Raw genomic sequence first — 23,702 nt, forward strand, 5'->3', positions numbered from 1 at the left:
GGGGCTTCCACGCACCACGACTGATAGGATTCTGGTGGTCGGCCGAATGCCGATCACTGGAGCAGGCTGGCAGGAGCTGGTCCTCGGTGGTGGTATCCGGATGCGTCGCCGCGACGTAACCGTGTATTTCTACTGATGGCCAGACGGGCTCAGCCCACGCACCCGCATGGGATGCCGCGTACACGACAAGACGTGTCGAACTGCCTGCTCGCTCCATTGTGGAGTCGCGCCCAGACGGGGCTGCGACGTTAAACAAAGGAGAAAGACCTCTTGGAAGGTCCCGAAATCAAGTTCGCCGAAGCAGTCCTCGACAATGGACGCTTCGGCACCCGCACCGTCCGGTTCGAGACCGGACGCCTCGCCCAGCAGGCGCAGGGCGCCGTCGCCGCCTACCTCGACGAGGAGACCATGCTGCTGAGCGCGACGAGCGCCAGCAAGCACCCGAAGGACAACTTCGACTTCTTCCCGCTGACCGTCGACGTCGAGGAGCGCTCGTACGCCGCCGGCAAGATCCCCGGCTCGTTCTTCCGCCGTGAGGGCCGCCCCTCCACCGAGGCGATCCTCGTCTGCCGCCTGATCGACCGCCCGCTGCGCCCGTCGTTCGTCGACGGCCTCCGCAACGAGGTCCAGATCGTCATCACCGTCCTGAGCATCGCTCCGGAGGAGTTCTACGACGCCCTGGCGATCAACGCCGCCAGCGCCTCGACCCAGATCTCCGGTCTGCCGTTCTCCGGCCCGATCGCCGGTGTGCGCCTCGCGCTCATCCCCGGCAACGGCCAGCACGAGGACCAGTGGATCGCCTTCCCGAAGGCCTCGCAGCTCGAGGAGGCCGTCTTCGACCTCGTCGTCGCCGGTCGCGTCCTCACCAACGAGGACGGCACCGAGGGCGACGTCGCGATCATGATGGTCGAGGCGGAGGCCACCGAGGGCAGCTGGAACCTCATCCAGGCCGGCGCCGTCAAGCCGAACGAGGAGGTCGTCGCCCAGGGTCTGGAGGCCGCCAAGCCGTTCATCCGCCAGCTGGTCGGCGCGCAGACCGTGCTCGCCTCCCAGTCCGCCAAGGCGATCGCCGACTACCCGGTGTTCCTGCCCTACGCGCAGGAGACCTACGACAACGTCGCGGCCCTCGCCTACGACGAGCTGGTGAACGTCTACCAGATCGCCGACAAGGTCGAGCGCCAGAACGCCGACGACGCCCTCAAGGACCGCGTCAAGGTCGCCCTCACCGAGAAGGTGGAGGCCGGCGCGCTCGACGCGGAGGTGCTCTCGCAGTTCTCCGCGGCGTACAAGTCGGTGTCCAAGGTGGTCATGCGCGGCCGTGTGCTGCGCGAGGGCATCCGCATCGACGGCCGTGGCCTGACGGACATCCGTCCGCTCGACGCCGAGGTGCAGGTCATCCCGCGCGTCCACGGCTCGGCGATCTTCCAGCGCGGCGAGACCCAGATCCTGGGCGTCACCACGCTGAACATGCTCAAGATGGAGCAGCAGATCGACTCGCTGTCGCCCGTCACCAAGAAGCGGTACCTGCACCACTACAACTTCCCGCCCTACTCGACCGGTGAGACCGGCCGCGTCGGGTCGCCGAAGCGTCGCGAGATCGGGCACGGCTTCCTGGCCGAGCGCGCGCTCGTGCCGGTGCTGCCCACCCGCGAGGAGTTCCCGTACGCGATCCGTCAGGTGTCCGAGGCGCTGAGCTCCAACGGCTCGACCTCGATGGGCTCGGTCTGCGCGTCCACGCTGTCGCTGCTGAACGCCGGTGTGCCGCTGCGCGCCCCGGTCGCCGGCATCGCCATGGGCCTGATCTCCGATGTCGTCGACGGTGAGGCCCGCTACGCGGCGCTCACCGACATCCTGGGCGCGGAGGACGCGCTCGGCGACATGGACTTCAAGGTCGCAGGCACCAGCGAGTTCGTCACCGCGATCCAGCTCGACACCAAGCTCGACGGCATCCCGTCGTCGGTGCTGGCGGGCGCGCTCAAGCAGGCGAAGGATGCTCGTACGACCATCCTCAGCGTGCTGAACGCCGCGATCGACGCCCCGGACGAGATGGCCCCGACCGCGCCCCGCGTGATCTCGGTCCAGATCCCGGTCGACAAGATCGGCGAGCTGATCGGCCCGAAGGGCAAGACGATCAACGCGATCCAGGACGAGACCGGCGCCGACATCTCCATCGAGGAGGACGGCACCGTCTACATCGGCGCCACTGACGGCCCGTCGGCCGAGGCGGCCCGCGCCCAGGTCAACGCGATCGCGAACCCGACGAACCCGGAGGTCGGCGAGCAGTTCCTCGGAACCGTCGTCAAGATCGCCGCGTTCGGCGCGTTCATCTCGCTCCTCCCGGGCAAGGACGGCCTGCTGCACATCTCCGAGGTGCGCAAGCTCGCCGGCGGCAAGCGCGTCGAGAACGTCGAGGACGTGCTCGGCGTCGGCCAGAAGATCCTGGTAGAGATCACCAAGATCGACGACCGCGGAAAGCTGTCGCTCGCCCCGGTGCTCGCCGACGAGGCGGCCGCCGAGGTCCCCGTCGAGCCCGCAGCGGAGCCCGTCGAGAGCTGACCTCCCGCTCGTAACGAAGGCCGCGCCGACTCCGTCGGCGCGGCCTTCGCCGTCCCCGGCGCCACCCCACCATCCGTTCCGGACTTATGTACGCGACACGCCGGTGCCGGGCGTACACAACTCCGGAAGAGATGGCTGCGGGCTAGGTGCCGCGGGTGAGGAGGGGGCGGAGGCGGTAGGGGATGAGTTCGCCCATGTCGAGGGAGGTCTCGGCGCGCTCGACGCCGTCGGTGGACTGGATGGCGCCGGTGATGCGGAAGAGGTCCTCCGCGTCGGTGCAGACGACGCGGAGCAGCAGGTCGGAGGGCCCGGACAGGCCGTGCGCCTGCACGATCTCCGGGATCCCGGCCAGGTGCTCCACGATCGCGGCGAGCTTCTGCTGCTGCACGTGCACGGTCACGAAGGCCGCAAGCGGGTACCCGGCGGCGGTCGGCGAGATGCGCCGCTCGAACGACAGGAAGGCCCCGTTCCGCTCCAGTTCGGCCACCCGCGCCTGCACCGTGTTGCGGCTCAGGCCGAGCCGGTCGGCGAGGGAGACGTTGGTCGATCGCGGGTCCTCGGCGAGGGCGACGAGGATGCGTCTGTCGGTGCTGTCGAACGTGCGCATAGTGTGAAAGCTAGCATCTCGACACGACCCGCGACAGTGCACTCTGCACGGTCGACACGCCGTCGGTTGTGCGCGCTGATCGTGGAGCGTAGCCTTTCGAGTAATTCCGGCAAGGAGGCCGGAAGCCGGTCATGCCTGCCACAAGCGGGCTGCCGGACGCGAGAGTGAAGGTTGCGTGAACCGTGACGATCGACAATCAACCCGACACCCGGCTGGACGACGTCCGCCTTCCCGTCGGCGCCGACATCGTCGGGCTGCTGACTCCCGAGGGCGAGCGCGTCAGCGACGTCCGCTTCGACGCCTGGGTCTCCGACATCGGTCCTGAGCAGCTCCTCGGCCTCTACGAGGACATGGTCGTCATCCGCCGCATCGACTCCGAGGCCACCGCGCTGCAGCGTCAGGGCGAGCTGGGCCTCTGGCCTCCGCTGCTCGGGCAGGAGGCCTCCCAGATCGGCTCCGGCCGCGCGCTGCGCCACGACGACTTCGTCTTCTCCAGCTACCGCGAGCACGGCGTGGCTTACTGCCGCGGCGCGGGACTGGTGGACCTGCTGCGCGTGTGGCGCGGCACCGCCCAATCCGGCTGGAACCCCTACGACATCAACATGGCGACCCCGCAGGTCATCATCGGCGCCCAGACCCTGCACGCCACCGGCTACGCCATCGGCATCCAGGCCGACGGCACCGACGCGGCGGCGGTCGCCTACTTCGGCGACGGCGCGACCTCCGAGGGCGACGTCAACGAGGCGCTGATCTTCGCCGCCACCTACGCTGCGCCGGTCATCTTCTTCTGCCAGAACAACCAGTACGCGATCTCCGAGCCGGTCGGCCTCCAGGCGCAGCGCCCGATCGCCGAGCGCGCCCCCGGCTTCGGCGTGCCGAGCGTCCGTGTCGACGGCAACGACGTCCTCGCGGTCATGGCCGTGACCCGTTCGGCCCTCGACCGCGCCCGCACCGGAGGCGGACCGACCTTCATCGAGGCCGTCACCTACCGGATGGGCCCGCACACCACCGCCGACGACCCGAGCCGCTACCGCGACCCGGCCGAGGTGGACGAGTGGCGCGCCAAAGACCCGATCGCCCGTGTGGAGGCGTACCTCGCGTCCGAGGGTCTGCTGACCCCGGAGCGCCTCACCGCCATCCAGGAGCACGCCGACCGTGTCGCCGCCGAGATGCGCCAGGGCGTCGTCGCCCTCCAGGACCCGGACCCGATGTCCGTGTTCGACAACGTGTACGCCGAGCCGCACACGGGCCTCGCCCGGGAGCGGGACCACTACTCGCGCTACCTGCGCACGTTCGTGGGAGGTGACCGATGACCGCACTGACGATGGCCAAGGCCATCAACGCCGGCCTCCGCCGCTCGCTCGCCGAGGACGACAGGGTCGTGCTCATGGGGGAGGACATCGGCACGCTCGGCGGCGTGTTCCGCGTGACGGACGGCCTCCAGACCGAGTTCGGCCCGCGCCGGGTCATGGACTCGCCGCTGGCCGAGTCCGGCATCCTGGGCACCGCCGTCGGGATGGCCTACCGCGGGCTGCGTCCCGTGGTGGAGATCCAGTTCGACGGCTTCATCTACCCGGCGTTCGACCAGATCGTCAGCCAGGTGGCGCGCATGCACTACCGCACCGCCGGCGCCGTGCGGATGCCGATCACGATCCGCGTGCCGTTCGCGGGCGGCATCGGCGCCGCGGAGCACCACTCCGACTCGCCGGAGGCCTACTTCGCGCACGCCGCCGGCCTCCGGGTCGTCAGCCCGTCGACCCCGCAGGACGCCTACACGCTCATCCGCCAGGCGATCGCCTCGGACGACCCCGTGCTGTTCTTCGAGCCCAAGCGCCGCTACCACGCCAAGGGCGAGGTGGACGAGGACGCCGCGCTCGAGGACGCCCGTCCGATGGGCACAGCTCGCGTGCTCACCTCGGGCAGCGATGTCACGCTGGTGACCTACGGCGGCCTGGTGCAGCTGGCAGGGGACGCGGCGCTCGCGGCCGGGGACGAGGGCGTCTCGGTGGAGGTCATCGACCTCCGCTCGCTGTCGCCGCTCGACCTCGACACCGTCGCGGCGTCGGTGCGGAAGACCGGGCGCCTGGTCGTCACGCACGAGGCGGCGCTGTCCGGCGGTCTCGGCGCGGAGATCTCCGCGTCCATCACCGAGCGCTGCTTCTACAACCTGGAGCACGCGCCTGTGCGTGTCACCGGCCACGACATCCCGTACCCGGCCGCCAAGCTGGAGTCCGCGCACCTGCCCGACCTCGACCGCATCCTGGACGGCATCGACCGCGTCATGGACCGCCCGAACTCGCTGAGCGGAGTGGAGGACTGATGGCGGTCAAGGAATTCGCGCTCCCGGACCTGGGCGAGGGACTCACCGAGTCGGAGCTGGTGAGCTGGCACGTCGCCGTGGGCGACACCGTGCACCTCAACCAGATCATCGCCGAGGTGGAGACCGCCAAGGCGCTGGTCGAGCTGCCCGCCCCGTACGCGGGCACGGTGTCCCGGCTGTACGTGGAGCCCGGCGTGACGGTGGCGGTGGGGGAGCCGCTGCTGGCGTTCGAGGTGGAGGGTGCTGCGGGCGCTGAGCCCGCGGCGCCTGCAGCCGCGCCGTCCGAGGAGTCGCTGTCCGAGGAATCGCCGTCGAGCGACGCCGCGGTCAGGGAGCCTGTGCTCGTGGGCTACGGCGCGCGACCGGACGCCAAGGGCAGGCCGGCGCGGCGTGCCCGTCCGGGGCTGGCGTCGCAGCCGGCCGCCTCCGGGGTGGCAGCGCCCGTCGTTGCGGCACCGGCACAGCCCGCTGCTCCCGCATCCGACACCGTGGTACACGAGCGCCCGCGAGCGACCCCGCCCGTCCGCAAGCTGGCCAGGGAGCGCGGCATCGACCTCGCCTCCGTCACCGGCACCGGCGACCGCGGGTTGGTGACGCGCGCCGACCTCGACGCCTATGCGACCCCGCCGGCGCCCGTGCAGCAGGGCACCGAGGCGGCACCCGCCGAGCTCCGCATCCCGATCAAGGGCGTCCGCAAGGCGACGGCCGAGGCGATGGTGCGCAGCGCGTTCGGCGCCCCGCAGGCGACGGTGTTCCTCACGGTCGACATCACGCCGACCAGCGAGCTGATCGAGCGTCTGCGCGCCCGGCCGGACCTCGCCGACGCCCGCCCCGGCCTCCTCGCCGTCGTCGCGAAGGCGCTGTGCCTGGCGGCGCGGCGGACGCCGGAGGTCAACTCCAAGTGGGACGAGGCCGCCCAGGAGATCGTCCAGACCCGCGCCATCAACCTCGGCATCGCCGCGGCGACCCCGCGCGGACTGCTGGTGCCGGTCATCCGCGACGCCGATGGGCACTCGCTGGCCGAGCTGTCTGGTGCGATCCGCGAGCTCGCGGTGACCGCCCGCTCGGGCAAGACGCAGCCGGCCGCGCTGAGCGGCGGCACGATCACGATCACCAACGTGGGCGTGTTCGGCGTGGATGCGGGCACCCCGATCCTGACGCCGGGGGAGGCGGCGATCCTGGCCGTCGGAGCCGTGCGGCGTCAGCCGTGGGAGCACCGCGGCGAGATCGCGCTGCGCGACGTGCTCACGCTCGCGCTGACGTTCGACCACCGGATCGTGGACGGCGAGCAGGGCTCGCGCTTCCTCGCCGACATCGGCCGCATCCTGGCCGACCCCGCGTCCGTCCTCACCCTCGCCTGACCGCCGAGGGGCACGTTGTTGTCACTTTTCGCGTGCGAAAGTGACAACGACGTGCCCCTCGGTGAAGGGTTCAGGCGTGGAGGGCGGCGTTCAGCTCGACGCCGGTGCCGGAGCGGCGGAGGACCTCCACCGCGCCGGTGAGCGAGTTGCGGCGGAAGAGCAGCCCCGGCACCCTGGAGAGCTCGACGGCCTTGACCGTCTGCGGCCGACCGTCGGCGTTCACGGGGCTGTCGACCACGACGACCTTCGTGCCGGCCGTGACATAGAGTCCCGCCTCGACGACCGTGTCGTCGCCGATCGAGATGCCGATGCCGGAGTTCGCGCCGAGCAGTGCGCGCTCGCCGATCGCGACGCGCTGGGTGCCGCCGCCGGAGAGCGTGCCCATGATGGAGGCGCCGCCGCCGATGTCGGAGCCGTCGCCGACCACGACGCCCTGCGAGATGCGGCCCTCCACCATTGAGGAGCCGAGCGTTCCGGCGTTGAAGTTGACGAAGCCCTCGTGCATCACCGTCGTCCCCGGCGCGAGGTGGGCGCCGAGGCGCACACGGGAGGCGTCGGCGATCCGCACCCGATCGGGCGTCACGTAGTCGAGCAGCCGCGGGAACTTGTCGATGCCGGTCACGTGGATGCCTGCGCGCTGCAGCTTCGGCCGCAGGCGATCCAGGTCGGCCGGGAGGATCGGCCCGGCGTTGGTCCAGGCGACGATCGGGAGGTGCGCGAAGATCCCGTCCAGGTTCACCGTGTTGGGGCGCGCGAGCAGGTGCGAGAGCAGGTGCAGCCGCAGGTAGGCGTCCGGCGTGGAGGCCGGGGCGGCGTCGAAGTCGATCTCCTCCGTCACGATGTCGATGCGGACGTTGCGGCGCGCGTCCTCGCCGGCGAGCTCCTCGAACTCGGCGGGGGCGATCCAGCGCTCGCGGCCGGCCGGGATGCTGCCCAGTCGCGGCTCGGGGAACCAGGTGTCGAGCACGGTGCCGTCGCCGGCGATCGTGGCCAGCCCGTAGCCCCAGGCGGAGCGGGCGGAGGACTCGTCAGGAAAGTCGGAAGGCATGCCCCTAGATTAGTAGCGTGCCTCTCGACCTCAGCGCCACCTCCATCGACCTCACCCGGCAGATCTGCGACATCGAGTCGGTCTCCGGAAACGAGAAGACGCTCGCGGACGCGATCGTCGAGACCCTCTCGCCGCTGCCGCACCTGGAGATCATCCGCGACGGCGACACCGTCGTCGCGCGCACGAACCTGGGCCGCGAGCGCCGTGCGGTGATCGCCGGCCACATCGACACCGTGCCGCTGAACGACAACCTCCCCACCCGGTTCGAGGTCGACGGCGGCGTCCGCTACCTCTGGGGCCGCGGCACGGTCGACATGAAGGCCGGCGTCGCCGTGCAGCTCAAGCTCGCCGCCGAGCTCACCGACCCCGCCATCGACGTGACGTGGATGTGGTACGACCACGAGGAGGTCAACGCCGAGCTGAACGGCCTCGGCCGCCTCGCCCGCAACCGGCCCGACCTCTTCGTCGGCGACTTCGCGATCCTCGGCGAGCCGAGCAACGGCGTCGTGGAGGGCGGCTGCAACGGCAACCTCCGCGTGGAGGTCCGGGCGTACGGGCTCCGCGCGCACTCGGCCCGCGGCTGGGTCGGCGAGAACGCCATCCACAAGATCGCGCCGGTGCTCGACCTGCTAGCCGGCTACACCGCGCGCGAGGTGGAGGTCGACGGCCTGGTGTACCGCGAGGGCCTGAACGCAGTCGGCATCTCGGGCGGCGTCGCGGGCAACATCATCCCCGACGAGGCGATGGTGCACGTCAACTATCGGTTCGCCCCGTCCCGCAGCTCGGAGGAGGCCATCGCCTACATGCACGAGCTCTTCGACGGCTACGAGATCACCGTGGTGGACCGCGCCGACGGCGCCCGCCCCGGACTGGACGCCCCGCTCGCGCAGGAGTTCGTCGCCGCGGTCGGCGGCGTCGCCAAGCCCAAGTACGGCTGGACCGACGTCGCCCGGTTCAGTGCGCTCGGCATCCCAGCGGTCAACTACGGCCCGGGCGACCCGCTGAAGGCGCACGCCGACGACGAGCGCGTCGACGTGGAGCAGATCGTCGCGGTGGAGGCCGGTCTCCGTGCCTGGCTCAGCGGTCCCGGCGCCCGCTGAGGCCGAGGAGGCGGCGCTGACGCCCCGCGGCCCCTGGTGGTCGCGCTGGTGGGTGCGGGTCCTCGGCGTCTTCCTCGCCAGCCGGGTGGTCACCACCGTCATCCTGCTGATCTTCGCCGCCAACCAGGGGAGGAACCCGTGGACCGGCGCGCACCCCGACTACTTCTCGTTCGCGACGATCTGGGACGGACTCTGGTACAACATCGTCGCCGTCAGCGGCTACCCGGCGTCGCTGCCGTCGAACGGCCTCCACGTGACCGAGAACGCCTGGGCGTTCCTGCCCGGCTACCCGGGGGTCGTGGACGCGGTGATGTTCCTCACCCGGCTGTCGTGGGCGCCCGCAGCGGTGCTGGTGTCGGTGGCGTGCGCGGCCGGGGCCGCGCTCGTGTTCTACCGGCTGATGCTGCGCGTGGGGCTGGGCAGGTCCACGAGCATGTTCGCGGTGGTGCTGTTCTGCTTCTCGCCGGTCTCGCCGCTGTTCCAGCTCGCCTACGCCGAGTCGCTCTACCTGCTGCTGCTCGCCGCCGCGCTGCTGCTCCTGGTCGAGCGGAGGTATGGCTGGCTGTTCCCCGTGGTGCTCGCGATGGCGTTCACGCGGCCGAGCGGGCTGGCGTTCGCGCTGGCGGTCGGCCTCCACGTGGTCCACCGCTGGCTGCACAGGCGCGAGGAGCCGTTCCCCGTGCGGCAGCGCGTGCTGAGCGCGTCGCTCGCCGTCTTCAGCGCCGTGGCCGGGATCGCCTGGCCGGCCATCGCCGCCATCGCCACCGGATCGTGGACCGCCTACACCGACACCGAGCTCGCCTGGCGCGCCCCGTACATCGGCTACACCCACCTCGTGCCGTTCACGCCGTGGTTCCAGGGCGCGAACTGGTGGGCGAGCGTCATGCTCGGCGTGCCGGGCTGGATCGGCGTGATCGCCCTCCTGCTGCTCGTCGCCGTCTACGCAGTGCTGCTGTTCTCGCCCGCGGTGCGCCGGCTCGGCGTCGACCTGCGGTTCTGGATCGCGGCCTACTCGCTCTACCTGTTCGCGGTGTTCTTCCCGCAGTCGAGCACGTTCCGTCTGCTGATGCCGCTGTTCCCGCTGCTGGGCGTCGTCGCCATGCCGAAGAGCCGCATCTACCGGGTCGGGGTGGTCGTGCTGTTCGTGGCGCTGCAGGTCGGCTGGATCGCGCTCTGCTGGGGTGTGGACGGGGCCGACTGGTCGCCGCCGTGACCCGGAGCACGCGACGGCGTGTCGCACGCGGCCCATTGCGCGTGGGGTAGACCGGCGATTTCCCCCGTCAGCCGTGGATGACGGATAATAGACACGACATCCACGAAAGGGGAGCTGCATGGCGGCCATGAAGCCGAGGACCGGGGACGGGCCAATGGAGGCTGTGAAGGAGGGACGGCTCATCATCGTGCGGGTACCGCTCGAAGGTGGGGGACGTCTGGTCGTCTCCGTCAATGATGCGGAGGCCAAGGAGCTTCACGACGCTCTCGCGAGCGTCGTGAGCGCGTCCTGACGACGTACCCGACTGAACGAGATAACCCGAGAAGGGGCCCCGAGCGATCGGGGCCCCTTCCTCGTTTCCTGGGCTCGGCTCGGTTCGGGGCTGTCTAGAGCGTCAGCTTGGTGATCTGCAGCAGCCCGTCGCCCGCAGGCGACAGCGCGCTGATGACCGCACCGGAGGCCGCCGTCTCGGTGATGAGCGTGCGGAAGCCGGTCGACAGCGGGTCGCGCGCCGCGGGGTCGGCCACCCGTCCGCGCCAGAGCGCGCGGGCGACCAGCACGGTCCCGCCCGGGCGCACCAGCCGGAGGCCGTGCTCGACGTACTCGATCACCGACTGCGGGTCGGCGTCGATGAAGACGATGTCGTAGGAGTTCTCGTTCATCCGGGGGAGGACGTCGAGCGCGTGCCCGGTGATGAGCCGGACGCGGTTGGCGGCGATGCCCGCCTCGGTGAAGAACGTGCGCGCGTGCTGCTGGTGGTCGACCTCGACGTCGATGCTGGTGAGCTGGGCCTCCGCGCCGCCGTGCAGCAGCCAGAGCCCCGACACACCGACGCCGGTGCCGATCTCGACGATGTTCTCCGCCTTGGTCGCGGCGACCACGACGGCCGCCTGCGCGCCCGTGCTGGGGGCGATCGGGTCGACGCCCAGCTCCAGGGACTGCTGCCGGGCCCGGGCGATCACCTCGCTCTCGACGATGACGTCGTCGGCGAATCTCCAGTTCGAGTCCTTGTCAGACACGTGTCTCCCGTCAGTGGCCCCGGTCCAGAATAGGCCCAGCCGATCCAGCATTCGTGCAGCCGCGCGCGATACTCTTCATGTGTGTTCGGCCTGACCTTCGAGAAGCTCCTCATCGTGGCTGTGATCGCTGCGTTCCTCATCGGGCCGGAGCGGCTTCCGCTCTACGCCGGAAAGCTCCGGCAGTTCGTGCGCACGGTGCGCGACTTCGCCGACGGCGCCAAGGACCGCATGAAAGAGGAGATGGGGCCGGAGTTCGACGACGTCGACTGGAAGAAGCTCGACCCGCGTCAGTACGACCCGCGCCGCATCATCCGCGAGGCGCTGCTTGACGACGCGCCGGCGCCGTCCGCGATCAAGCCGGTGACCCAGTCCGCACTGGGTCAGTCGGGATTGGCCCAGCGCGCGGCCGCCCTCCCGCCCGGGACCGTGCCGCCGTTCGACGCCGAGTCGACCTGAGCCGCCGGGCGCCTGAGCGCCCGTACAGAAACCCTGCGCGTCGCTGACCGGACTGCGCCCCGATACGACCCTGCATCCCATACGATGCGGGAATGATCGCAACGCAGCAGTCGCTGACCCGGGCGACTGTCGCCCGTTACGCCGTCGGCTCGCTCGGCACCGGAGGCTTCGCGACGCTCCCCGGGCTGGTCCTCGTCTACTACCTGACCGACAGCCTGGGCGTCGCCGCCCTCGCCGCCGGGCTCGTCGTCACGGTCGCCAAGGTGTGGGACGTGATCATCGACCCGGTGATCGGCGCGCGCAGCGACCGGATGCTGGCCGCGCGCGGCTCCCGGCGGCCGATGATGCTGCTGGGCGCCGTGGCGCTGCCGGTGTTCTTCCTGCTCACCTTCGCCGTCCCGGCCGGCACCGCCGCCGTCCCCGCTGCGGTGTGGGTGTTCGTCGCGTTCCTGCTGACGGCGACCGCGTTCAGCCTGTTCCAGGTGCCGTACATCGCCCTCCCGGCCGAACTGGCCTCCGGCTACGACGAGCGCACCCGGCTGCTGACCTGGCGCGTGGTGGTGCTGACCTTCGCGATCCTCCTGTTCGGCGCCGGCGGTCCCGCGCTGCGGTCGCTCGGCGGCGGGAACGACTTCACCGGCTACTTCCTGATGGCGCTCGTCGCCGGCGTCGTGATCGGCGGCGGCATGCTCGTGTCGGCGTTCGTCGCGCCGCGGCAGCTGCCCGCCGAGGTCTTGCCGCCGCGGGAGGGCGTGCTCACGACGCTGCGCACCAACTACGCGGCCGGGATCGGCGCCCTGCGCGACAGCCAGCCGTTCCGCGCCCTCCTGCTGACGTTCCTGCTGCAAGGGCTGGCGACGGGGATGATGCTCGCCGGCGCGAACTATGTCGCGACCTGGGTGCTGCACTCGGAGGACGCGGTGACGTTCCTCTTCATCGCGCTGATCGGCCCAGCGCTGGTCGTGACGCCGCTGTGGGGCGTGGTGGCGCGGCGGATCGGCAAGGAGCGCGGATTCCTGGCGGCGAGCATCCTGTTCGGGGCGGCTGCGCTGTCGATGGTGCTGCTGGTCTGGTTCCCCGGAGCGTGGGTGTACCTGCCCGTCGCGGTCGCGGGCGCCGCCTACGCCGGGATGCAGTCGTTGCCGATGGCGATGCTGCCCGACGTCATCTCGCACGACGCGCGCCGGAACGGTCCCGGCCGCGCCGGCACGTTCGGCGGGATGTGGACAGCGGGGGAGACGACGGGCATGGCGCTCGGCGCGACCGTGCTCACCGTCGTGCTCGCGCTGACCGGGTACATCGCCCGCTCGGCGTCCGCCGCGTCGGCAGGCGGCGCGACGCAGCCCGCGGAGGCCGTGGTGGGGATCGTGCTGAGCTTCAGCCTCATCCCCGCGGCGATCATCGCAGTGAGCCTGGCGCCGCTGGCGCGGTACCGGCTGCGGAAGGGAGACGTCGATGACATCCTTTGACCGGAACGCCATCCTGAGCCGGCTCGCCGGCCTGCGTGCCGCGGACGCGCCGACGCACGGCGGACACGTGCTGAGCTACGTGTACGACTCGGGGATCGCGGAGCTCGACGAGCTGGCCGCCGCCGCGGTGCGGATGGTGCAGCCGGTGAACGGGCTCGACCCGACCACCTTCACGTCGGTGGCGGTGATGGAGCGCGAGGTGCTCGAGTTCGCGCGCGAGCTGCTGCACGGCGGCGACGACGTGGTCGGCTCCGTGACCTCCGGCGGCACCGAGTCCTGCCTGCTCGCCGTGAAGACCGCGCGCGAGGCGTGGCGGGCGCGCGGCGGCTCCGGCGTGCCGCGCATCGTCGCGCCGGTGACCGTGCACGCGGCGTTCCACAAGGCGGCCGAGTACTTCGGGCTCGAGCTGGAGCTCGTGCCGGTCGACGCGGACACCGGGCGGCTGGACCCGGCGCGGCTGATCGAGCGGCTGGGGCCGGACGTCGCGCTCGCGGTCGTCTCCGCGCCGTCGTACCCCTACGGGTCGCTCGACCCGGTCGAGGAGGTCGCGGCGGCGTGCAGCGAGGCCGGTGTCGACCTCCACGTCGACGCCTGCATCGGCGGCTGGATCCTGCCGTTCTGGCGCGAGCCGGACGGGGCTGCGCTGCCCGCGTGGGACTTCCGCGTCGCCGGGGTCACCAGCCTGTCGGCCGACCTCCACAAGTTCGGCTACGCGCCGAAGGGCGCGAGCGTCCTGCTGCAGCGCGGGCGCGACCGGCAGCGGCTGCAGTACTTCGCGACGACCGGATGGCCGGGCTACCCGGTCGTGAACCCGACCCTGCTCGGCTCCAAGTCCGCCGGCGCGCTCGCGGCGTCGTGGGCGATCATCCAGGCGCTCGGAGCGCGCGGCTTCGCGTCGCTCGCGGAGGCGTGCCTGCGGGCGACGCGCACGCTCGCCGACATCGTGGGCGACATCGAGGGGTTGCGCGTTGTGGGAGCGCCGACCGGGCCGCTGTTCGCGGTCGCGACCGACGACGCCGTGCCGGAGGACCGCAGGGTCGACCCGCATCACTGGGCGGACCGGGCGCGCAAGCGCGGCTGGCACCTGCAGCTCCAGCCGGGGCTGACGCAGCCGGACGGGACGCGGCTGCCGCACACGACGCACCTGACGATCACCCCGGTCACGCGGGACCGGCTGGACGAGCTGGAGGCCGCGCTGCGGGCCTCCGCGGACGATGTGCGGGGCACGCCGCCGGTTGACGCCGCGGCAGCGCTGTCGGCGCTGCCGCCGGTCGGCGACCGGCCGCTCGACTCGGACACCGCCGCCGGGCTGCTGCGCGCCGTCGGGATCGCGGGCGACGCCCCCGGCCTCCCGGACGAGCAGGCCCCGCTCCTGGCGCTGATCGAGGCGCTGCCGCGCCCCCTCACCGAGCGCCTCCTCATCGAGCTCCTGGCCCGCCTCGCCGAGCCCGCCTAGCGGGTGGAGAGGGGGAGCTTGCGGCGGGGGAGGTCGCGGGGGCGTGTGGCGAGACCGGCGGCGACGGCTCGGATCGCGGCGGCCGCCGGGTCCTGCGGGTCGGTGACCACGATCGGCGCGCCGGTGTCGCCCCCGGTGCGCAGCGGCACGCTGAGCGGGACGCTGGCGAGCAGCGGCACCGGGACGTCCTGTCCCTCCGAGAGCCGCCGCGCGACCTCGGCTCCGCCGCCGGAGCCGAACAGCTCCAGCACGCTGCCGTCCGGCTGTACGAGACCCGCCATGTTCTCGATGACGCCCACGATCCGCTGGCCGGTCTGCCGCGCCACGACGCCGCTGCGCTCGGCGACGTCGGCCGCCGCCGGCTGCGGTGTCGTGATCACGAGCACCTCCGCCTGCGGCAGGAGCTGGCCGACCGAGATGGCGACGTCCCCGGTGCCGGGCGGGAGGTCGAGGAGCAGCACGTCCAGGTCGCCGAAGAAGACATCGCCGAGGAACTGCTGGATCGTCCGGTGCAGCATCGGCCCGCGCCAGGCCACGGCCGCCGACGAGGAGTCCACGAACATCCCGATCGAGATGACCTTCACCCCGTACGCGACCGGCGGCAGGATCATGTCGTCCACGCGCGTCGGCCGCACGGCGACGCCGTCGGCGTCGGTCAGGCCGAGCAGCCCGGGGATCGAGAAGCCGTGCACGTCCGCGTCCACCAGGCCGACCCGGAGGCCGCGCTCGGCGAGTGCGACGGCGAGGTTGGCGGTGACGGTGGACTTGCCCACGCCGCCCTTGCCGCTGGTCACGGCGTAGACGCGGGTCAGCGAGTCCGGACCGAACTGCTGCGCACGCGCAGCGCGTCCGCCGCGCAGCTTCTCCGTGAGCGCCGCACGCTCGGCCGGCGTCATCACCGAGACGTCGACCGTCACGCCGCTGATGCCGGGGACGGAGGCCGTCGCGGCCCGGACGTCCCGCTCGATCTTGTCGGCGGCCGGGCACCCGACGATGGTCAGCTTCACCCGCACGGTGGCGTGGCCGCTCGCGTCGACGTCCACGCCGCCGATCATGTCCAGCTCGGTGACGGGCTTGCGGATCTCCGGGTCGAGGACGCCGGAGAGGGCGCGCTCGACCAGTCCTGCGACGCCCGGACCGGAAGGACCGGCCTCAGGCACGCGCACGTCCGTTGTCTGCCGGTTCGCCCTTGTCCAGGTCCTCCAGGAGGGCGCGCAGCTCGGCGCGGATGAAGTCCTTGGTCGCCATGTCCCTGACCGCGAGGCGCAGGGCCACGACCTCCCTCGCCAGGTACTCGGTGTCGGCCAGGTTGCGCTCGGCGCGCTGCCTGTCCTGCTCGATCTGCACGCGGTCGCGGTCGTCCTGCCGGTTCTGCGCGAGCAGGATGAGCGGCGCCGCGTACGACGCCTGCAGCGACAGCACCAGCGTCAGGGCGATGAAGCCGAGCGCCGCCGAGTCGAACCGCCAGGCGTTCGGCAGGAGCGTGTTCCACAGCATCCAGGCCACGACGAAGACCGTCAGCCCGACGATGAACCACGGCGTGCCCATCGCGCGTGCGATCCACTCCGTGAACCGGCCGAACCGGTCGCTCTGCTCCAGCGGGTCGCGTCGCCGGGGGATCACCGACGTGCGGAGGCCCTTCGGGGCGTCCAGGCTGTTGTCCTGCCTAACTCGTGCCATTTCCGCCCCTCCTTCCGTTCACGATGCGGATACTGCCGGTCTCCTCGGACGGGGCCTTGACGGGCTCGTCCTCGTCCTGACTTCGCCAGTCGTCGGGCAGCAGGTAGTCGAGGACGTCGTCGATGGTCACCACCCCGACGAGCCGGTGCTTCTCGTCCACGACGGGCACGGAGACGAGGTTGTAGCTGGCGAGGATGCGGGAGACCTCGGCGGCGGAGGTGCCGGAGGTGACCGGCTCCAGGCTCGGGTCGAGCAGGGTGCCGAGCCGGACGTGCGGCGGGTAGCGCAGCATCCGCTGGAAGTGCACGATGCCCAGGAAGCGCCCGGTCGGCGCCTCGTACGGCGGCAGGGTCACGCAGACGGCCGCGCCGAGCGCGGGGGCGAGCTCATGGCGGCGGATGAGGGCGAGGCCCTCCGCGACCGTCGCGTCGGCCGAGACGATGATCGGCTCGGTGGTCATCAGACCGCCGGCGGTGTCCGGGCCGTAGCTGAGCAGCATGCGGACGTCGTCGGCCTCCTCGGGCTCCATGAGCTCCAGGAGGTGCTCGCCGCGCTCGTCCGAGAGCTGCGCGATGAGGTCCGCCGCGTCGTCGGGCTGCATCTGGTCGAGCACGTCGGCGGCGCGGTCGTCGTCGAGCTGGGCGAGGATCTGCACCTGCTCGCTCTCCGGCATCTCCTCCAGCACGTCGGCGAGCCGGTCGTCGGGCAGCTCCTCGGCCACTTCGAGCATGCGCTGCTGCGGCAGGTCGAGGAGTGTGTTCGCCAGGTCGGCCGGCTTCAGCTCCGAGTAAGTGGCGATGAGCTGCTCGGCGGACTGCGCCTCGCCGCGGGCCTGCTTCTCGCGCACCTCGTTCCAGGCGGCGAAGGTGGTCTGGCCCTTGCCGAACGGGGACGCACCCGGCTTGGGCCGCCGGACGAAGAGCTGGCTCACCGCCCACTCGCCGGTCGCGGACTCCTGGATGGCGACGTCCTCGATGGTCGCCTCGCCCGTGCCGTCGGTGAAGACGACCTTGCGGCCGAGGAGCTCCGCGATGACCCGCACCTCCCCGCCGCGCTGCTCGAACCGGCGCACGTTGATGAGACCGTTGGTGATGATCTGACCGCTGGAGATGCTGGTCACGCGGCCGATCGACAGGAACACGCGCCGCTTGCCCGGGATCTCGACGATGAGGCCGACGACGCTGGGCGGATCGTCCTTGCGGTACACCACCAGCACGTCGCGGACCTTGCCGACCCGGTCGCCGACCGGATCGAACACGCTGGTGCCGGCCAGACGGGCGACGAAGATGCGGGTGCTCACGTCTTATAACTTAAGCCCTAGATGCCGGGCGGACGGTGAGGATGGGACAATGACGGGATGACCACACCCAGCCCGCTCGGCGGACGAAACCGGATGCTCTTCCCGACCATGCCCCGGGGAGAGGTCGTGGCGACCTACGAGACGTACGTCGACGCGCAGCAGGCGGTCGACGTGCTGGCCCGCGCGGACTTCCCCGTCGACAAGGTCTCCATCGTCGGCAGCGACCTCAAGAGCGTCGAGCGGGTGACCGGCAAGCTCACCTGGGGGCGCGTCGCGCTCGCCGGGGCGGCCTCCGGAGCCTGGCTCGGCATCTTCTTCGGTCTGCTGCTGCTCATCTTCTCGCCGACGGTCAGCTACGCGTTCGTCATCGCTGCCGTGCTCATCGGCGCCGGGTTCGGGATGCTGTTCGGCATCGTGTCGTACGCGATCAACCGGCGGCGCCGCGACTACACGTCGGTGATGCAGGTGATCGCGACCAGCTACTCGGTGCTGGTGGACGCGGACCTCGTCAACCGCGCGCGCAACCTGCTCGGCGGCGTCGCCGACGTCCAGGCCGCCCCGAGCGGCTGGGCGCCGCCCGCGCACCCGTCCGACCCGCCGCCCGCGCCGGCGCAGCAGCCGGCGCCCCCCGCGCCTCCCGCGGGCGAGCAGCCGCCCGCCCCACCCACGGCCTGACCCGACCAGCACGATCGAGGGGCACGTCGTTGTCACTTTTCTCCTCGAGAAGTGACAACGACGTGCCCCTCGGCGGTGGAGAGTGCGCGGGGGTGGGGGTTAGCGGGCGAGGTTTCTGACCCAGGTCTCGACGTCGTCGGCGGTGCGGGGGAGGGCGATCGAGAGGTTCTCGGCGCCGTCGGCCGTCACGAGGATGTTGTCCTCGATGCGCACGCCGATACCGCGGAAGCGCTCCGGCACCGTGAGGTCGTCCGGCTGGAAGTACAGGCCGGGCTCGATCGTGAAGGTCATGCCAGGCGCCAGCTCGCCGTCGAGGTAGAGCTCACGGCGGGCCTGCGCGCAGTCGTGCACGTCGAGCCCCAGGTGGTGGCTGGTCCCGTGCACCATGTAGCGGCGGTGATGCTGGTTGTCGGCCTGCAGCGCCTCCTCGGCGGTCACCGGCAGCAGCCCCCACTCGGCGGTGCGGCGGGCGATGACGGCCATCGCGGCCGCGTGGATCTCGCGGAAGCGGATGCCGGGGCGCACGATAGCGAACGCGGCGTCCGCGGCCTCCCGCACCGTCTCGTAGACGAGCCGCTGGGTCTCGGTGAAGGTGCCGTCGATCGGGAGGGTGCGCGTGATGTCGGCGGTGTAGAGGCTGTCGACCTCGACGCCCGCGTCGATCAGGATCAGGTCGCCGGGGACGACGCGGCCGTCGTTGCGCGTCCAGTGCAGGATGCAGGCGTGCGGTCCGCTGGCGGCGATGGTGTCGTAGCCAACCGCATTGCCGTCCAGGCGGGCCCGCGCGTTGAAGACGCCCTCCACGATCCGCTCGCCGCGCGGGTGGGTGACGATCCGGGCCAGATCGGCGACCACATCGTCGAAGCCGGCGGCGGTCGCGGCGATGGCGCTGCGCAGCTCGGCGACCTCGTAGGCGTCCTTGACGAGGCGCAGCTCGGAGAGGTCGCGGGCGAGGCGGTCGTCCTCGCCATGCTCCTCCGGATCGAATACGGATGCCCCGGCGTCGGCGCCGGCCTCGGCCGCGAGCACCAGGCGGGCGGCGTCGACCCGGTCGGTCAGCTCCGGGTCGGCCTCGCGCAGCACGAGGGTGCCGGCGTCGACCGCGTCGAGCGCGGCCTCCACCTCGGCGATGCCGCGGGTCGGGAGGTCGAGGTCGCTGCCGACCTGGGCGAGCGACGGGCGCGGGCCGATCCAGAACTCGCCGATCTCCGGGTTGGCGTAGAACTCGTCGGAGTCGCGCCCCGCGCGCTCGCGGAAGTAGAGGGTGGCGACGTGGCCGCCGTCGTGTGGCTCCAGCACGAGCACGCTGCCGGGCTCGGCGTCGGAGCCCCAGCCGGTCAGGTGCGTGAACGCGGAGTGCGCGCGGAACGGGTAGTCGGTGTCGTTCGAGCGCTGCTTGAGGCGCCCGGCCGGGATGATCAGCCGCTGCCCGGGGAAGAGCTCGGAGACGCGGGCGCGGCGGGCGGCGGCGTAATCGGCCTGCGGGCGGGCGCCGGGGAGGACCTCCGGACGCTCGGCCCAGTTGCTGCCGATGTACTCGCGGAAGTTCTCCGAACCGGGGGTGGTGGAGCGGTTCGCGGTGGCGCGCGGCGCTTCCTCGCTCGTGGCGGGCGCGGGCGCGGTGGTGTTCTCGGACGACATGCCGACCATTCTTCCACTCCTAGGATGGTGGGCATGGCTGATGAGCGACGGTTCCGCGGTCCCGTCGACCTCCACACGCACTCCAGCGTGTCGGACGGCACGGAGACCCCCGCCGAGCTGGTGCGCGCCGCCGCCGCAGCCGGGCTCGGCACGATCGCCATCACCGACCACGACTCGACCGCCGGGTGGACCTCCGCCGCCGCGGCGGGCGCGGAGGCCGGCGTCACGGTCATCCCGGGCATGGAGCTGTCCACGCGGGTGGAGTTCGCCAGCGTGCACATGCTCGGCTACCTGTTCGACCCGGCGAACGAGGCGCTCGTCGCCGAGACGCGCCGCATCCGCGAGGGCCGGATGCGCCGCGCGGAGGACATGGTTCGCCGCATCGCCGAGGACTACGAGATCACCTGGGCCGACGTGCTCGCCCAGGCGACGGAGGGCGCGACCGTCGGGCGCCCGCACATCGCCGACGCGCTCGTCGCCCGCGGGCTGGCCACCGATCGCAGCGCAGCGTTCGCCGGCATCCTGCACTGGCGCAGCGGCTACTTCCAGCCGCACTACGCGCCGGACCCGACGACCGGCATCCGGCTCATCCGGGGAGCAGGGGGAGTGCCCGTGCTGGCGCACCCGGCGACCAGCAGCCGCGGCGTGATCCCCGAGGACCGGCTGCGACGGCTCGTGAAGGCCGGGCTGTTCGGGCTGGAGCTCGACCACCGCGAGAACCGGCAGGAGGGGGTGGCCGTACTGCGCGGCTTCGCGGCCAAGTACGGCCTCCAGATCACCGGCTCCAGCGACTACCACGGGGCGGGCAAGCCCAACCGGCTCGGCGAGAACACCACCGATCCGGCCGTGGCGGAGCTGATGATCGAAGAAGCGACAGGCGCGGCGCCTTTCTACGGATGAGCGCGACCACCCGTTAGCCTGGTCGGCGGGGATCAGGAAGCGAGGTACGTGTGTCTCGACGGCTCTGGACGTCTTCCGTCGCAGTAGCGGCGCTCATCGGCGCCCTCACGGTGGCGGGCGGCGCGGCTCCCGCGAGCGCGGACAACTACCCCTCCTGGAACGACGTGCAGGCGGCCAAGGCCAACGCCGCCGCTGCCCAGGGGGAGGTCGACCGCATCAACGGCCTCCTGACGTCGCTGCAGACCTCGGCCAACGCGGCGGGCGACCTGGCGGTGAAGCGCCTCGGCGAGTACGGCAAGGCGGAGGCCGCGCTCACGGCGGCGACAGCCAAGGCGCAGGACATCGGCCAGCAGGCCCAGGCGGCCGCGGCGCGGGCGGACGAGCTGCGGGCGGAGAGCGGCAAGTTCGCGGCCCAGCTCACCCGGTCGGGGACCTCCGACGTGTCGCTCCGGCTGTTCCTCGGCGGCGCGGGCGCGCCGGGCGGGACCGCCGCGGCGACCACCGGCACGCAGCCGTCGCTGCTGTACCAGCTCGGCGCGGTCTCCAAGCTCGCCGACCAGGCTTCCGGCCTCTTCGCCCAGGCCGCCGCGCAGAAGAACGTCGCCGCTGCGCTGAGCGAGCAGGCGAACGCCGCGCAGAAGATCCGCGACCAGCTCGACAAGGCCGCGCAGAAGGCGCTGCAGGTCGCCACGGCGGCCAAGGCCGCCGCCGACGCGCAGCTCGCCGAGCAGAAGCAGCATGCGACCACGCTGTACGCGCAGCTCGCGGCCCTGCAGAACACCGCCGCGACCGTCGCGCAGCAGTACGCCGCAGGCGTCGCCGCCGCGGCGGCCGCGCAGGCTGCTGCCGCCGCGGCAGCCGCACGATCCGCGGCCAACACCGGTGGCAGCGCGGACGGCTTCGCGCCTCCGCCCGGGATGAACGTCGACCCGGCCGCGGCGCAGTCGTACGCGTCGAGCCGGCTCTCGGCGTTCGGCTGGGGGCAGGACCAGATGGGCTGCCTGATCTCGCTGTGGAACCACGAGTCCGGCTGGCGCGCCGACGCCTACAACACTTCGAGCGGCGCCTACGGCATCCCGCAGGCGTGGCCGGCGAGCAAGATGTCCTCGGCCGGACCCGACTGGATGACGAACCAGAACACCCAGGTCAACTGGGGCCTCGACTACATCAACCGCTCGTACGGCTCGCCCTGCGCTGCGTGGAGCTTCGAGATGAGCCACAACCCAAACTGGTACTGATCCCACCTACCTGACAGAACACGCCGCCTGCCGTGATCGGCAGGCGGCGTGTTCTGTCAGACAGATGTGCGTCAGCTCGCGGGCGTGGCGGGGGAGCCGCCGCGCGAGCGGCGACGACGCCGGCGCGGGGCGCTGTTGCCGTCGCGGTGCTGCGAGCCGCCGCCGTCGTGCGTGCCGGCCGCGGGGGTCTTCTCCTCGCCGCCGGTGGCGGGGGCGGCGTCGACCGAGCCCGAGGCGTGACCAGCGGAGGCCTGGGCCGCCGAGCCCTGGACGTCCTGGCCGGAGCCGCCCGAGCGGGTGCGACGGCGACGGTTGCTGGAGCGGCCGTCGCCCTGCGCGCCGGGGCCGGTGGAGTCGTGGCGCGCGCCGTCCCGGGTCTCCGGGGCCTTGACGGCCGGGGTCGACTTCAGCCGGCCCTTCGCGCCCTCCGGGATGTCGAGGTCGCTGTAGAGGTGCGGCGACGACGAGTAGGTCTCGGTCGGATCCGGCTGACCGAACTCCAGCGCGCGGTTGATGAGGGCCCACTTGTGCAGGTCCTCCCAGTCCACGAACGTCACGGCGATACCGGTCTTGCCCGCGCGGCCGGTGCGGCCGGCGCGGTGCAGGTAGGTCTTCTCGTCGTCGGGGATGGTGTGGTTGATGACGTGGGTGACGTCGTCCACGTCGATGCCGCGCGCGGCGACGTCGGTGGCGATCAGCACGTCCTTCTTGCCGGCCTTGAAGGCCGCCATCGCACGCTCGCGCTGCTCCTGGTTGAGGTCGCCGTGCACGGCCGCCGTGTTGAAGCCGCGGTCGCCGAGCTCCTCGACCAGCTTGGCCGCCGCGCGCTTGGTGCGCGTGAAGATCACGGTCTTGCCGCGGCCCTCGGCCTGGAGGATGCGGGCGACGACCTCGTCCTTGTCGAGCGAGTGCGCGCGGTAGATGAGGTGCTTGATGTTCGCCTGCACCTGGCCCTCGTCGGGGTCGCTGGCGCGGATGTGGATCGGGCGAGTCATGAAGCGGCGGGCCAGCGCGACGATCGGGCCGGGCATGGTCGCCGAGAACAGCATGGTGTGACGCGTCGCCGGGGTCTGCGCGAAGAGCTTCTCGATGTCGGAGAGGAAGCCGAGGTCGAGCATCTTGTCGGCCTCGTCCAGCACCATCTCCTTGACGTGCGAGAGGTTCAGGAGGCGCTGGCCCGCGAGGTCGAGCAGCCGGCCGGGCGTGCCGACGACGATCTGCGCGCCGGCTTTGAGCTGGGCGATCTGGCCCTCGTAGGCCTTACCGCCGTAGATCGCGGTGACCGCGGTCGGGCGGTTGGAGGCGGCCTGCTCCAGGTCTTCGAAGACCTGGACGGCGAGCTCGCGGGTCGGGACGACGACGAGTGCCTGGACGCCGGGCTCCGGGTCGAGCCCGAGGCGCTGGATGATCGGGAGGCCGAAGCCGAAGGTCTTGCCGGTGCCGGTCTTCGCCTGGCCGATGATGTCCTGGCCGGCGAGAGCGAGCGGGATGGTCTGGGACTGGATGGGGAACGGCTCGATGATGCCCTTGGAGGCGAGCGCGTCCACCATGTCCTGGTCGATGTTGAGTTCTGAGAAAGTCACGTAAGGGTGCCTGTCGGTTCGAATAGTGAGTTCCACGCCCTGTTCTCGTCGCAGGCGCAGGGCCGTCGATCCTGCGCCGA

Annotated in this window: 21 protein-coding genes; 13 read left to right on the top strand and 8 right to left on the bottom strand. The window is 71.7% G+C overall.

Translation table 11 applies throughout. From position 1 onward, the window contains the following. The first annotated feature begins 270 nt into the window (after window positions 1-270). Complete coding sequence (locus tag ACFQ9V_RS09040) at window positions 271-2,556, top strand: polyribonucleotide nucleotidyltransferase (protein WP_382458837.1); 2,286 nt, start codon at window positions 271-273, stop codon at window positions 2,554-2,556. 142 nt (window positions 2,557-2,698) lie between these two features. Here ACFQ9V_RS09040 and ACFQ9V_RS09045 read toward each other — a convergent pair whose 3' ends face one another. After that, on the bottom strand, window positions 2,699-3,163 hold the full coding sequence (locus ACFQ9V_RS09045; protein ID WP_382458838.1) for an Lrp/AsnC family transcriptional regulator: 465 nt from the start codon (window positions 3,161-3,163) through the stop codon (window positions 2,699-2,701). Between the two features lie 182 nt (window positions 3,164-3,345). Between ACFQ9V_RS09045 and pdhA the strand changes: the two genes are divergently transcribed. From pdhA to ACFQ9V_RS09060, 3 genes are read left to right on the top strand one after another with little or no spacing between them, the layout of a single operon-like run. Beyond that, a complete protein-coding gene (gene pdhA / locus ACFQ9V_RS09050) occupies window positions 3,346-4,476 on the top strand; it encodes a pyruvate dehydrogenase (acetyl-transferring) E1 component subunit alpha (protein ID WP_382458839.1) in 1,131 nt (376 codons plus the stop codon). Further along, a complete protein-coding gene (locus tag ACFQ9V_RS09055) occupies window positions 4,473-5,483 on the top strand; it encodes an alpha-ketoacid dehydrogenase subunit beta (RefSeq protein ID WP_382458840.1) in 1,011 nt (336 codons plus the stop codon). The genes pdhA and ACFQ9V_RS09055 overlap by 4 nt, the downstream gene beginning before the upstream one ends. Continuing rightward, a complete protein-coding gene (locus ACFQ9V_RS09060) occupies window positions 5,483-6,844 on the top strand; it encodes a dihydrolipoamide acetyltransferase family protein (RefSeq protein ID WP_382458841.1) in 1,362 nt (453 codons plus the stop codon). Before ACFQ9V_RS09055 ends, ACFQ9V_RS09060 begins: the two co-directional genes overlap by 1 nt. A 70-nt stretch (window positions 6,845-6,914) precedes the next feature. On the opposite strand, the gene dapD is transcribed toward ACFQ9V_RS09060, so the two are convergent. Further along, on the bottom strand, window positions 6,915-7,892 hold the full coding sequence (gene dapD / locus ACFQ9V_RS09065) for a 2,3,4,5-tetrahydropyridine-2,6-dicarboxylate N-succinyltransferase (protein ID WP_382458842.1): 978 nt from the start codon (window positions 7,890-7,892) through the stop codon (window positions 6,915-6,917). Between the two features lie 17 nt (window positions 7,893-7,909). On the opposite strand from dapD, the gene dapE reads away from it, so the two are divergent. The 3 genes from dapE to ACFQ9V_RS09080 all read left to right on the top strand — a co-directional run bounded on the left by dapE (window position 7,910) and on the right by ACFQ9V_RS09080 (window position 10,497). Further along, on the top strand, window positions 7,910-8,992 hold the full coding sequence (dapE, locus tag ACFQ9V_RS09070) for a succinyl-diaminopimelate desuccinylase (RefSeq protein WP_382458843.1): 1,083 nt from the start codon (window positions 7,910-7,912) through the stop codon (window positions 8,990-8,992). Next, window positions 8,961-10,205, top strand: a complete 1,245-nt coding sequence (locus ACFQ9V_RS09075) for a hypothetical protein (protein ID WP_382458844.1) — start codon at window positions 8,961-8,963, stop codon at window positions 10,203-10,205. Before dapE ends, ACFQ9V_RS09075 begins: the two co-directional genes overlap by 32 nt. Window positions 10,206-10,323: 118 nt before the next feature. Further along, window positions 10,324-10,497, top strand: coding sequence for a DUF3117 domain-containing protein (locus tag ACFQ9V_RS09080; RefSeq protein WP_021764147.1), 174 nt, complete (start codon window positions 10,324-10,326; stop codon window positions 10,495-10,497). A 94-nt stretch (window positions 10,498-10,591) separates the two neighbouring features. On the opposite strand, the gene ACFQ9V_RS09085 is transcribed toward ACFQ9V_RS09080, so the two are convergent. Then, the gene (locus ACFQ9V_RS09085) at window positions 10,592-11,224 is read right to left on the bottom strand and encodes an O-methyltransferase (protein WP_382458845.1); all 633 of its coding nucleotides are present in this window, start codon (window positions 11,222-11,224) and stop codon (window positions 10,592-10,594) included. 81 nt (window positions 11,225-11,305) lie between these two features. Between ACFQ9V_RS09085 and ACFQ9V_RS09090 the strand changes: the two genes are divergently transcribed. The 3 genes from ACFQ9V_RS09090 to ACFQ9V_RS09100 all read left to right on the top strand — a co-directional run bounded on the left by ACFQ9V_RS09090 (window position 11,306) and on the right by ACFQ9V_RS09100 (window position 14,605). After that, complete coding sequence (locus ACFQ9V_RS09090) at window positions 11,306-11,680, top strand: Sec-independent protein translocase TatB (protein ID WP_382458846.1); 375 nt, start codon at window positions 11,306-11,308, stop codon at window positions 11,678-11,680. Between the two features lie 92 nt (window positions 11,681-11,772). Further along, window positions 11,773-13,149, top strand: a complete 1,377-nt coding sequence (locus ACFQ9V_RS09095; RefSeq protein ID WP_382458847.1) for an MFS transporter — start codon at window positions 11,773-11,775, stop codon at window positions 13,147-13,149. Next, complete coding sequence (locus tag ACFQ9V_RS09100) at window positions 13,136-14,605, top strand: pyridoxal phosphate-dependent decarboxylase family protein (RefSeq protein WP_382458848.1); 1,470 nt, start codon at window positions 13,136-13,138, stop codon at window positions 14,603-14,605. Before ACFQ9V_RS09095 ends, ACFQ9V_RS09100 begins: the two co-directional genes overlap by 14 nt. Here ACFQ9V_RS09100 and ACFQ9V_RS09105 read toward each other — a convergent pair. From ACFQ9V_RS09105 to ACFQ9V_RS09115, 3 genes are read right to left on the bottom strand one after another with little or no spacing between them, the layout of a single operon-like run. Further along, window positions 14,602-15,765 (bottom strand): Mrp/NBP35 family ATP-binding protein, encoded by a 1,164-nt coding sequence (locus ACFQ9V_RS09105; protein ID WP_382458958.1) that lies wholly within the window; start codon window positions 15,763-15,765, stop codon window positions 14,602-14,604. The genes ACFQ9V_RS09100 and ACFQ9V_RS09105 overlap by 4 nt on opposite strands. Further along, window positions 15,758-16,285 carry a DUF1003 domain-containing protein gene (locus ACFQ9V_RS09110; RefSeq protein WP_382458849.1) on the bottom strand — a complete coding sequence of 176 codons (528 nt, stop codon included), beginning with the start codon at window positions 16,283-16,285 and terminating at the stop codon, window positions 15,758-15,760. The genes ACFQ9V_RS09105 and ACFQ9V_RS09110 overlap by 8 nt, the downstream gene beginning before the upstream one ends. Then, window positions 16,272-17,585 carry a magnesium transporter MgtE N-terminal domain-containing protein gene (locus ACFQ9V_RS09115; protein ID WP_382458850.1) on the bottom strand — a complete coding sequence of 438 codons (1,314 nt, stop codon included), beginning with the start codon at window positions 17,583-17,585 and terminating at the stop codon, window positions 16,272-16,274. The genes ACFQ9V_RS09110 and ACFQ9V_RS09115 overlap by 14 nt, the downstream gene beginning before the upstream one ends. 57 nt (window positions 17,586-17,642) lie before the next feature. Here ACFQ9V_RS09115 and ACFQ9V_RS09120 point away from each other — a divergent pair, with 57 nt between their 5' ends. Next, the gene (locus ACFQ9V_RS09120) at window positions 17,643-18,260 is read left to right on the top strand and encodes a general stress protein (protein WP_382458851.1); all 618 of its coding nucleotides are present in this window, start codon (window positions 17,643-17,645) and stop codon (window positions 18,258-18,260) included. Window positions 18,261-18,359: 99 nt separating this feature from the next. Here the strand turns inward: ACFQ9V_RS09120 and ACFQ9V_RS09125 are convergent, their stop codons facing one another. Next, on the bottom strand, window positions 18,360-19,901 hold the full coding sequence (locus tag ACFQ9V_RS09125) for an aminopeptidase P family protein (RefSeq protein ID WP_382458852.1): 1,542 nt from the start codon (window positions 19,899-19,901) through the stop codon (window positions 18,360-18,362). A 33-nt stretch (window positions 19,902-19,934) separates the two neighbouring features. Between ACFQ9V_RS09125 and ACFQ9V_RS09130 the strand changes: the two genes are divergently transcribed. Further along, window positions 19,935-20,801 carry a PHP domain-containing protein gene (locus ACFQ9V_RS09130; RefSeq protein ID WP_382458853.1) on the top strand — a complete coding sequence of 289 codons (867 nt, stop codon included), beginning with the start codon at window positions 19,935-19,937 and terminating at the stop codon, window positions 20,799-20,801. A gap of 50 nt (window positions 20,802-20,851) precedes the next feature. Next, window positions 20,852-22,039 (top strand): hypothetical protein, encoded by a 1,188-nt coding sequence (locus ACFQ9V_RS09135; RefSeq protein WP_382458854.1) that lies wholly within the window; start codon window positions 20,852-20,854, stop codon window positions 22,037-22,039. Between the two features lie 71 nt (window positions 22,040-22,110). On the opposite strand, the gene ACFQ9V_RS09140 is transcribed toward ACFQ9V_RS09135, so the two are convergent. Next, window positions 22,111-23,622, bottom strand: a complete 1,512-nt coding sequence (locus ACFQ9V_RS09140) for a DEAD/DEAH box helicase (RefSeq protein ID WP_382458855.1) — start codon at window positions 23,620-23,622, stop codon at window positions 22,111-22,113. Window positions 23,623-23,702 lie beyond the last annotated feature (80 nt).

It is taken from the genome of Leifsonia sp. NPDC056665 (genome assembly GCF_042791795.1).
GTDB lineage: Bacteria > Actinomycetota > Actinomycetes > Actinomycetales > Microbacteriaceae > Leifsonia.